The sequence below is a fragment of the Enterobacter cloacae complex sp. 2021EL-01169 genome (assembly GCF_020733125.1).
Taxonomy (GTDB): domain Bacteria; phylum Pseudomonadota; class Gammaproteobacteria; order Enterobacterales; family Enterobacteriaceae; genus Enterobacter; species Enterobacter roggenkampii.
In genome coordinates this window covers 1-10,984 of record NZ_JAJFTC010000010.1, presented here as the reverse complement: position 1 = coordinate 10,984, position 10,984 = coordinate 1, and the positions used below count along the sequence as shown (strand labels likewise).

Genomic DNA, 10,984 nt, shown 5'->3' with positions numbered 1-10,984 from the left:
CGTAAGAAAGAGACAAGGCACCCATGAGGTGCCCTGTTTGTTGTAAGGAAAAGTGACGTTAGTCTGCGTCGTAGCCTAAGTTCGGTGCCAGCCAGCGCTCTACTTCTGACACGCTCATGCCTTTGCGCAGGGCGTAATCTTCAATCTGATCGCGCTGAAGCTGTGCCACGGCAAAGTACTTGCTGTCCGGGTGGCTGAAGTACCAGCCGGAGACGGATGCGCCCGGCCACATGGCGTACGACTCGGTGAGCTTCATCCCGGTATGGGCTTCGACGTCCAGCAGTTGCCAGATCGTGCCCTTTTCGGTGTGTTCCGGACAGGCCGGGTAGCCCGGCGCCGGACGAATCCCCTGGTAGTTTTCGCGGATCAGCTCCTCGTTGCTGAGGTTTTCGTTCGCCGCGTAGCCCCAGTGCACCTTACGCACGCGCTCGTGCAGGTACTCGGCGAAGGCTTCCGCCAGGCGGTCGGCGATCGCTTTCACCATGATTTTATTGTAATCATCGTGCTGCGCTTCGAACGCGTCCGCCAGCGCATCTTCTTCCAGACCGCCGGTTACCGCAAAGGCGCCAATATAGTCGGCTTTACCGCTCAGCTTCGGCGCGACAAAATCGGCCAGGCAGTAGTTGGCAAAGCCCACTTTCTCGGTTTGCTGGCGCAGATGGCGGCTGACTGCCAGCACGTGAGTGCGGGTTTCATCGCGGTAAATTTCGATGTCGTCACCCACGCGGTTGGCCGGGAACAGCCCCACCACGCCGCGTGGGTTGAGGGTTTTCTCCGCGCTCAGCCTGTCGAGCATGTCGTTGGCATCGTTAAACAGGCGTTTCGCCTCCTCGCCCACCACCTCATCTTCCAGGATGCGCGGATATTTGCCCGCGAGCGACCAGGTCATAAAGAACGGCGTCCAGTCGATGTAGTTACGCAGCGTTTCGATGCTGGCACTGACCTCCTGAACGCCCAGGCGATGCGCGACCGGCGGCGTATAGCTCGACCAGTCAAACGCCAGATCGTTATCGCGCGCCGCCTGGAGTGAAACTGGCGGGGTGCGCGGTTTCTTGCGCCCGTGCTGGATGCGAACGGTTTCGTACTCTTTGCGGGTGCGCTCAACAAACTCGTCGCGCTGGGTGTCAGAGAGCAGCGCGGAGACCACGCCCACCGTGCGCGAGGCGTTCTGCACGTAGACCGTCGGCCCGCTGTAGTTCTGCTCGATTTTCACCGCCGTGTGCGCCTTGGAGGTGGTCGCGCCGCCAATCAGCAGCGGAATGGTGAAGCCCTGACGCTCCATCTCCTTCGCCACGTTAACCATCTCGTCCAGCGACGGGGTGATCAGCCCGGAGAGGCCAATCAGGTCGGCATTCACTTCGCGCGCGGTCTTGAGGATTTTATCCGCCGGGACCATCACGCCAAGGTCGATAATCTCGTAGTTATTGCACTGCAGCACCACGCCGACGATGTTCTTGCCGATGTCGTGCACGTCGCCCTTCACGGTGGCGATGACCATTTTGCCGTTGCTGGAGCCTTTCTCTTTGCTGGCTTCGATAAACGGCTCCAGGTACGCCACGGCCTGCTTCATCACGCGCGCGGATTTCACCACCTGCGGCAGGAACATTTTGCCCTCGCCGAACAGATCGCCCACCACGTTCATGCCGTCCATCAGCGGCCCTTCGATCACTTCAATCGGGCGGGCTGACTGCTGACGCGCCTCTTCGGTGTCCTGCTCGATAAACTCGGTGATGCCTTTTACCAGCGAATATTCCAGACGTTTTTTCACGTCCCAGGCGCGCCACTCGGCCTGCTGAACGTTGGCTGCGTCATCCGACTTGCTGCCGCGGTATTTTTCTGCCAGGTCAAGCAGCCGCTCCGTGGCGTCGTCGCGGCGGTTGAGGATCACGTCTTCCACCGCGTCGCGCAGCTCGGCGGGCAGGTCGTCGTAAATCGCCAGCTGGCCGGCGTTAACGATCCCCATGTCCATCCCGTTGCGGATAGCGTAGTAGAGGAACACGGCGTGAATCGCTTCACGCACCGGGTCGTTGCCGCGGAACGAGAACGAGACGTTCGATACGCCGCCGGAGATGAGGGCATGCGGCAGCTCGCGCTTGATGTCCTCGCACGCGCCGATAAAGTCCTGGGCGTAGTTGTTGTGCTCTTCGATGCCGGTCGCCACGGCGAAGATGTTCGGGTCAAAGATGATGTCTTCCGGCGGGAAGCCTACCTCTTCGGTCAGTATTTTGTACGCGCGGCGGCAAATCTCAATTTTACGCGCGCGAGTGTCGGCCTGGCCCACTTCGTCAAAGGCCATGACCACCACGGCAGCACCGTAGCGGCGGACCTGCTTCGCGTGATGAATAAAGGTATCAACGCCCTCTTTCATGGAGATGGAGTTGACGATGCCTTTACCCTGAATGCATTTCAGCCCCTTCTCGATCACCTCCCATTTGGAGGAGTCGATCATGATCGGCACGCGGGCGATGTCCGGCTCACCGGCGATCAGGTTGAGGAAACGCACCATCGCCGCCTCGGCGTCGAGCATCCCCTCATCCATGTTGATATCGATAATCTGCGCGCCGCTTTCCACCTGCTGGCGGGCAACGTCCAGCGCTTCGCTGTACTTCTCCTCTTTGATCAGACGCTTGAACTTCGCGGAGCCGGTGACGTTTGTACGCTCACCCACGTTCACAAACAGGCTGTCTTCGCCGATGGTTAACGGCTCAAGGCCGGAGAGGCGACAGGCAACCGGCAGTTCGGGCAGCTTGCGCGGCGGCAGTCCGGCCACGGCGTTGCTCATGGCGGCGATGTGCTCCGGCGTGGTGCCGCAGCAGCCGCCGACGATGTTCAGAAATCCAGACTCGGCCCACTCGCGGATTTGTGCCGCCATGGTGTCGGCATCCAGATCGTATTCACCGAAGGCGTTCGGCAGACCGGCGTTCGGGTGCGCGGTAACGTAGCATTCCGCAATGCGCGACAGCTCCTGCACGTACTGGCGCAGTTCATCTGGACCCAGCGCGCAGTTCAGGCCGAAGGAGAGCGCGTCGGCGTGGCGCAGGGAGTTATAAAACGCTTCGGTGGTCTGGCCGGACAGGGTACGGCCGGAGGCATCGGTGATGGTGCCGGAAATCATAATCGGCAGGTCAACGCCCAGCGCCTCGAACTCCTCTTTCACCGCGTAAATCGCGGCCTTGGCGTTGAGGGTGTCGAATACCGTTTCAATCAGGATCAGATCGGAACCGCCTTCCACCAGCGCTCTGGTCGATTCACGGTAGGCAACAACCAGCTGGTCAAAGGTGATATTACGAAACGCCGGGTCGTTGACGTCCGGTGAAATCGACGCAGTGCGGTTGGTTGGGCCAAGCACCCCGGCAACGTAGCGCGGCTTGTCCGGCGTGCGGGCCGTCCACTCGTCGGCGCAGGCGCGCGCAAGCTTTGCGGCTTCAAAGTTGATCTCCGCCGACAGGGATTCCATCTGGTAATCCGCCATGGCGATGGTTGTCGAGTTAAAGGTGTTGGTTTCAACGATATCCGCACCCGCTTCGAAGTAGGCGTTGTGGATATCCTTGATCACGGACGGCTTGCTGAGCACCAGCAGGTCGTTGTTCCCTTTCAGGTCGCAGGGCCAGTCGGCGAAGCGTTCGCCGCGGAAATCGCCTTCACTCAGACGATAGCCCTGGATCATGGTGCCCATGCCGCCGTCCAGCACCAGAATTCGTTCATTTAACTGCGCACGCAGTTGCTCTACTTTGCTGCTCACACTTGCTCCCGACAACGCTCAACAAGGCCAAAAGGCTGCGTTCCATACTGGCACAATCTCGCAGGGTGGAAAAGTCGCTCAGCGGTAACATGAGACATGTTCACTATCACTCCTCCGATCAGTCAGGATAACGGTTGCAAATTCACCAAATAAAACGAAAATGATTTCCACGATACAGAAAAAGGAGATCGTCATGGTCGCGACCGTTCCCGCTAAACGCGGCAGAAAACCTGCTGCCACCACCGCTGCCGCACAACAGGGTGGACAGGTTCAATCGCTCACGCGCGGTCTGAAGCTGCTGGAGTGGATAGCCGAGTCGCACAGCAGCGTGGCCCTGACGGAGCTGGCCCAGCAGGCTGGCCTGCCGAACTCCACGACGCACCGCCTGCTGACCACCATGCAGCAGCTGGGCTTTGTCCGCCAGGTAGGCGAGCTGGGGCACTGGGCGGTGGGCGCGCATGCGTTTATCGTGGGCAGCAGCTTCCTGCAGAGCCGTAACCTGCTGGCGATTGTGCACCCGATTCTGCGCAAATTGATGGAAGAGTCGGGCGAGACCGTGAATCTGGCCGTGCTCGACCAGAGCGACCATCAGGCGATTATCATCGACCAGGTACAGTGCACGCAGCTGATGCGCATGTCCGCGCCGATTGGCGGCAAGCTGCCGATGCATGCCTCAGGGGCGGGTAAAGCGTTCCTCTCGCAGCTGACCGAGGAGCAGGTGACGGGGCTGCTGCACCGTAAAGGACTGCATGCCTATACCCACGCCACGCTGGTTTCGCCGGTGCATCTGAAAGAAGACCTGGCCCTGACCCGCAAGCGCGGCTATTCGTTTGACGACGAGGAGCACGCCCTCGGCCTGCGCTGTATCGCAGCCTGCATTTTTGACGAGCACCGCGAGCCGTTTGCCGCCATCTCTATCTCCGGGCCGATTTCACGTATGACCGACGATCGGGTCACTGAGTTGGGTGCGCTGGTGATTAAGGCGGCGAAAGAGGTCACGCTGGCGTACGGTGGGATTCGTTAAGCATGCATTGCCGGGTGGCGGCTTCGCCTTACCCGGCCTACATGATGCCCTCTGAAAACCGGATGCAAAACCGCTGCTTGCGGCGGTAAGCGTACACATCTTCCACGTGCCCGTTTTTGATCCGCGTTTGCAGTCCCCGCCAGTAGCTGGCGCGGAACAGATCGGCATGCATCTCTTCGAATAGCGGCCCGATGCGCGGATCGGCGCAGAGCCAGTGGCGAAACTCTTCGGGAAACACATCGCCCGGCGAAACGCTGTACCACGGCTCGCTGGAAAGCTCATCTTCCGGGTAGCGGGGCGGTGGGATATCGCGGAAGTTCACCTCGGTCATGTAGCAAATTTCGTCGTAATCGTAGAACACCACCCGACCGTGACGGGTGACGCCGAAGTTTTTGAATAGCATATCGCCCGGGAAGATATTGGCGGCGGCAAGCTGGCGAATCGCGTTGCCGTACTCTTCAATCGCATCTCTTAAAGCCTGACCGTCGGACTGCTCCAGCCAGATATTCAGCGGCACCATGCGTCGTTCAATGTAGAGATGGCTAATGACGATCTTGTCACCAAGATCGGTGATTTTGGCGGGCGCTTCCTGCAGTAAAAGTGCCATGAGTGCCGGATCGATCTGCTGCTTATCCAGCACAAAGTTTTCGAATTCCTGAGTATCCGCCATGCGCCCGACGCGGTCGTGCTCCTTAACCAGCTGGTAGCAGGCGCGGACGTGCGCGGCGGTCATCTCTTTCTGCGGCGCGAATCTGTCCTTAATCACCTTAAAGACCCGGTCGAAGCCCGGCAGCGTAAACACCAGCATCACCATGCCACGAATGCCAGGCGCTTCGATGAACTGCTCATCGGCCGTGGTGACATAGCGCAGGTACTCCCGGTAGCTTTCCGTTTTGGCGTGCTTCTGGCAACCAATGGCCATATACAGCTCGGCGGTGGTTTTACCCGGCAGGATCTCGCGCAGCCACTCCACCAGCGCGGCGGGCAGCGGAGCGTACACCATAAAATAGGAACGGGCGAAGCCAAACACGATGCTGGCCTCGGCGCTGGTAGTCAGGCAGGTATCGACAAACAGTTCCCCGTCGTCGGTACGATGAATGGGCAGCAGAAACGGCACAATGGCCGTCGGTGTAACCAGTTTGCCCACCAGCCAGGCGGCTTTATTGCGGTAGAAAAGCTCGTTGGCCACCTGCAAATGGCTGTGGCTGAGCACCTCCGCGCCGAATGCTTCTTTGAGATGGGCGTGGATATACCCGATATCCCGGGCTTTATTCTCCCAGGGCAGACGCAGCGGCAAATCCGTCAGCACGCGGTGCAGGAGCTTTTCCCATCCGTGCTCGGGAAAGAAATCTTTCGCCAGCGGACGCGGAATGGTACGAAAGCGCCGCTCGGGCTGGGAGCTGAAGATAAATAACCGCTCAGGAGATAATGAGCGGTGGTCAAATAACCGGCAATAGACGGAGTTGAAAAAACTCTCCGCAATCTCGAAGCGCGGGTAGTCGGGTAACAAATGGGTGTAATGCTCTTTTACGCGCAGTAAAAATTCCGCGTCCGGACTTTTACCGTCGGTAATACAGCGCAGCTGCTCCACCACCAGACCCACGTGGTGGTCATAAAGATGGATACGCTGCTTCATGGCCTGCTGAACCGCATGCCAGTCTGCGTGTTCGAAGCGCTGCTGGGCGCCGGAGGTTACTTCCAGAAAACGACCATACTGGGCATCGAAGCCCTGCAAAATAGTTTGGGCAATCAGTAATTCCAGGCCACGCGACATATATTCCCCCTCACCACCAACCCTCTCCCCAGGGGGGAGAGGGGGAAAAGATTAGAACTGTGCTTCTTCCGTTGAACCCGTTAAGGCGGTGACGGAGGAGGTGCCGCCCTGAATAATCGTGGTCACATTATCAAAGTAGCCGGTGCCCACCTCCTGCTGGTGAGACACGAAGGTGTAACCGTCTTTGCCCGCCGCAAATTCCGGCTGCTGCACCTTCTCAACGTAGTGCTTCATGCCCTCACCCTGCGCATAGGCGTGCGCCAGGTCGAACATGTTGAACCACATGCTGTGGATGCCTGCCAGCGTAATGAACTGGTATTTGTAGCCCATGTCGGACAGCTGCTGCTGGAAGCTGGCGATGGTTTTGTCATCCAGCTTTTTCTGCCAGTTAAAGGACGGCGAGCAGTTGTAGGCCAGCAGTTTGCCCGGGTACTTCGCATGAATGGCGTCGGCAAAGCGTTTTGCCAGCGCCAGATCCGGCGTGGAGGTTTCACACCAGACCAGGTCCGCGTACGGCGCGTACGCCAGACCGCGGCTGATCGCCTGCTCAATGCCCGCATGGGTGCGATAGAACCCTTCGCTGGTGCGCTCGCCGGTGATGAACTCGCTGTCGTACGGATCGCAGTCAGAGGTGATCAGGTCAGCCGCGTCCGCATCGGTACGGGCAATGACCAGCGTCGGCACGCCGAGCACGTCAGCAGCCAGACGCGCGGCAACCAGCTTCTGAACCGCTTCCTGTGTAGGAACCAGCACCTTACCGCCCATATGTCCGCACTTCTTCACTGACGCCAGCTGGTCTTCGAAGTGAACGGCCGCTGCACCGGCTTCAATCATCGATTTCATCAGCTCAAAGGCGTTCAGCACGCCGCCGAAGCCCGCTTCCGCATCCGCGACGATCGGCAGGAAGTAGTCAATAAAGCGCGGATCGTTGGGTTCGATGCCCGCCGCCCACTGGATCTGATCCGCACGGCGGAAGGTGTTGTTGATCCGATCCACGACCGACGGCACGGAGTTAGCCGGATAGAGCGACTGATCCGGGTACATGCTGGAGGCCAGGTTGGCGTCCGCCGCGACCTGCCAGCCGGAGAGGTAGATAGCCTCAATACCGGCCTTCGCCTGCTGCAGCGCCTGACCGCCGGTCAGCGCACCGAGGCTGTTGATGTAGCCCTTTTTAGAGCCACCGTGCAGCAGCTTCCACATTTTCGCGGCGCCATTTTGCGCCAGCGTACATTCCGGATTGACCAAGCCGCGTAATTTCACCACGTCTTCCGCGCTGTACGGACGGCGGATGCCTTCCCAGCGAGGTTGTGTCCACTCTTTCTTTAATTCTTCGATTTGTTGGGTACGGGTTTTCATGTGCAGATGCTCCATATTGTTATGTGGTGAGTTACGCCAGGAAGCGGTAGCCCGGCAGGGTCAGGAAGTCGATTAAGTCATCTGATGTGGTGATTTGCTCCATCAGGCGCGCAGCGTCGTCAAAACGCCCACTGCTGAAGCGGTGTTCGCCCAGCTCGTCCTGGATCACCCGCATCTCTTCGGCCAGCATCTGGCGGAACAGGGTCTTGGTCACCGGTTTGCCGTTGCTAAGCGTTTTTTGATGGTGGATCCACTGCCAGATAGAGGTACGTGAGATCTCCGCCGTCGCAGCATCTTCCATCAGGCCGTAGATCGGCACGCAGCCGTTGCCGGAGATCCACGCTTCGATGTACTGCACCGCGACGCGAATGTTGGCACGCATGCCCTCTTCCGTACGTTCTCCCGCGCACGGCGCCAGCAGCTGTTCTTCTGCGATTGGTGCATCGTCTTCACGGGTGACAAACAGCTGGTTTTTGTTGTCGCCGAGCACGCGGTTAAAGACCTCCATCGCCGTATCGGCCAAACCCGGATGGGCGATCCATGTCCCGTCGTGACCGTTACGGGCTTCAAGCTCTTTATCGGCTTTCACCTTGTTGAGCACCTGATTGTTGCGCTCTGCGTCTTTGCTTGGGATAAAAGCCGCCATGCCGCCCATCGCAAAGGCGCCGCGCTTGTGGCAGGTTTTGATCAGCAGACGCGAATAGGCGCTCAGGAACGGTTTGTCCATGGTGACAACCTGACGATCGGGGAGCACGCGATCGGGATAATTTTTCAGGGTTTTGATGTAGCTGAAAATATAGTCCCAGCGTCCGCAGTTCAGACCCACAATGTGATCGCGCAGGGCGTGCAGGATTTCATGCATCTGGAACACGGCGGGCAGCGTTTCAATCAGCAGGGTGGCTTTGATGGTGCCGCGCGGCAGGTTGAAACGATCTTCCGCATAGCTGAAGACCTCGCTCCACCAGGCTGCTTCCTGCCAGGCCTGCGTTTTAGGCAGGTAGAAATACGGGCCGCTGCCTTTCGCCAGCAGGGCTTTGTAGTTGTGGAAGAAATAGAGTGCAAAATCAAACAGGCTTCCTGGAATGGCTTCTCCACGCCAGGTGACATGTTTTTCGGGCAGGTGCAGGCCGCGCACGCGACAGATCAGCACCGCCGGGTTCGGTTTGAGCTGGTATATTTTGCCGGCTTCATTGGTATAGCTGATGGTGCCGTTTACGGCGTCGCGCAGGTTGATCTGTCCCTCGATGACCTTACGCCAGTCCGGTGCCAGCGAGTCTTCAAAATCGGCCATAAAGACTTTAACGTTGGCGTTCATGGCGTTGATCACCATTTTGCGTTCTACCGGACCGGTGATCTCAACGCGACGATCCTGTAAATCTTCAGGGATGCCGCGGATTTTCCACTCGCTACGACGAATGGAAGCAGTTTCCGAAATAAAACCAGGCAACTTGCCGTTATCAATTTCCTGCTGCTGATGAATGCGTGCCGCGAGCAGCTTATTGCGCTGCGGCGTAAAGCGTGTCACCAGTTCAGTCAGAAATTCTACCGCTTCTGCCGTTAATACTTGCTGTTCTTGCTCGCCATACGGCTGGGTAAAGGCCAGTTCATCGACCGTCGTTGCCTGTTGAGTCATTACTCTGCTCCTCATCAAAGATCCAAAATCACGCCCCCGATGCGAACGAAAGATCGTTGGGTAGTTTTCGCTCAGCAGAATTAAGACTATCTCTATTTTTTCTAAAATCAAAAACAATTTCCATTTTAATTATAAATTGCTATTAATTGATTGATTTTATTAAAATTAAAGTTTTAAAGAATGTTGAGTGACATTTCGGAAATAAAAAAGGCACCCGAAGGTGCCTGATTTGAATAGCTGAAACGCTTTAGGATCGTTTAGTGCAGACGATTACTCCAGCGTTGGATTCATGTGGCGCAGATCGTATGGTGTTATCTGGTAGACGTAATAGTTGAGCCAGTTAGTAAAAAGCAAATTCCCGTGGCTGCGCCAGGTTGCTCTCGGTTTGTTTTGCGGATCGTCTTTCGGGAAATAGTTGTACGGGACATCCGGGTTAAGACCCGCTTCAACATCACGGAAATATTCTGACGCCAGGGTGTGCGGATCGTACTCAGGATGCCCGGTTACGAATGCAATGCGCTTATCTTTACTGGCAAACAGGTAAGCGTCCCCATCTTCCGTTTCGGCCAGGATCTCCAGATCGGTGTAATCACGAATCAGCTGGGCCGGGAAATCGGCGTAGCGAGAATGCGGAGCCAGGAAAGAATCATCAAACCCGCGCGTCAGCAACGCATGGGGATGGAGAATATGGTGTTCGTATACGCCGGAGAGCTTTTCAGTGCGGGTTTGCTTGGGGATGCCATACAGAATATTCAGTGCGGCTTGTACCGCCCAACAGACAAACAGCGTGGACGTGACGTGATCTTTTGCCCATTCCAGCACCTGTTTGATCTGCGGCCAGTAAGCGACATCGTTAAATTCCACCAGGCCCAGCGGCGCGCCGGTCACAATCAGTCCGTCGAAGTTTTCACCCTGAATGTCATCAAAGTTGCAGTAGAAGTTGTTCAGGTGCTCAGAAGGCGTATTGCGTGACTCACGAGCGTCGATCCGAAGCAGTTGAATATCAACCTGCAGGGGGGAGTTCGACAGCAGACGCAGGAACTGGTTTTCTGTTTCGATCTTTTTTGGCATCAGATTGAGAATAAGCACCTTCAGCGGGCGAATTTCCTGACCTGTCGCACGTGAAGTCGTCATCACAAAGACATTTTCTTCACGCAAGAAATTGACGGCTGGTAGCTCGTCCTGCACCCGAATCGGCATAGCTTTATATCCTCACAGCATACGTATAAACGTTTAGACATCCAGACAGCTAACGATACCCAGAAATGATCGGAATGTCGAGTCTGCAAGGCGAAGGTGAGAAAGTTTCAGGGAGAGGAAGAAATACAAAAGCAAAAAACCCCGCACCTTTCGGTACGGGGTTCTTCTAATTGATGCCTGGCAGTTCCCTACTCTCACATGGGGAGACCCCACACTACCATCGGCGCTACGGCGTTTCACTTCTGAGTTCGGCAT

6 protein-coding genes are annotated in these 10,984 nt (G+C 57.2%); 1 reads left to right on the top strand and 5 read right to left on the bottom strand.

Annotated elements, in window-relative coordinates; genetic code table 11:
- Window positions 1-58: 58 nt before the first annotated feature.
- A complete protein-coding gene (gene metH / locus LLF79_RS19825; protein WP_227880248.1) occupies window positions 59-3,742 on the bottom strand; it encodes a methionine synthase in 3,684 nt (1,227 codons plus the stop codon).
- Between the two features lie 193 nt (window positions 3,743-3,935).
- Here metH and iclR point away from each other — a divergent pair, with 193 nt between their 5' ends.
- Entirely contained in the window at window positions 3,936-4,766 is an 831-nt protein-coding gene (gene iclR, locus LLF79_RS19820; protein WP_023293555.1) for a glyoxylate bypass operon transcriptional repressor IclR, read from the top strand.
- Between the two features lie 37 nt (window positions 4,767-4,803).
- Here iclR and aceK read toward each other — a convergent pair whose 3' ends face one another.
- The 4 genes from aceK to metA form a co-directional block, all read right to left on the bottom strand.
- Window positions 4,804-6,540, bottom strand: coding sequence for a bifunctional isocitrate dehydrogenase kinase/phosphatase (gene aceK / locus LLF79_RS19815; protein WP_227880247.1), 1,737 nt, complete (start codon window positions 6,538-6,540; stop codon window positions 4,804-4,806).
- A 51-nt stretch (window positions 6,541-6,591) separates the two neighbouring features.
- On the bottom strand, window positions 6,592-7,896 hold the full coding sequence (aceA, locus tag LLF79_RS19810; RefSeq protein WP_227880245.1) for an isocitrate lyase: 1,305 nt from the start codon (window positions 7,894-7,896) through the stop codon (window positions 6,592-6,594).
- A 31-nt stretch (window positions 7,897-7,927) separates the two neighbouring features.
- Window positions 7,928-9,529, bottom strand: coding sequence for a malate synthase A (gene aceB / locus LLF79_RS19805; protein WP_008503406.1), 1,602 nt, complete (start codon window positions 9,527-9,529; stop codon window positions 7,928-7,930).
- Between the two features lie 270 nt (window positions 9,530-9,799).
- Window positions 9,800-10,729, bottom strand: a complete 930-nt coding sequence (metA, locus tag LLF79_RS19800; RefSeq protein ID WP_008503405.1) for a homoserine O-succinyltransferase — start codon at window positions 10,727-10,729, stop codon at window positions 9,800-9,802.
- Between the last annotated feature and the right edge of the window lie 255 nt (window positions 10,730-10,984).

Coding starts and splice junctions, on each gene's coding strand:
- iclR (WP_023293555.1), top strand. CDS start 3,936: ATGGTCGCGACCGTTCCCGCTAAACGCGGCAGAAAACCTGCTGCCACC.
- aceK (WP_227880247.1), bottom strand. CDS start 6,540: ATGTCGCGTGGCCTGGAATTACTGATTGCCCAAACTATTTTGCAGGGC.
- aceA (WP_227880245.1), bottom strand. CDS start 7,896: ATGAAAACCCGTACCCAACAAATCGAAGAATTAAAGAAAGAGTGGACA.
- aceB (WP_008503406.1), bottom strand. CDS start 9,529: ATGACTCAACAGGCAACGACGGTCGATGAACTGGCCTTTACCCAGCCG.
- metA (WP_008503405.1), bottom strand. CDS start 10,729: ATGCCGATTCGGGTGCAGGACGAGCTACCAGCCGTCAATTTCTTGCGT.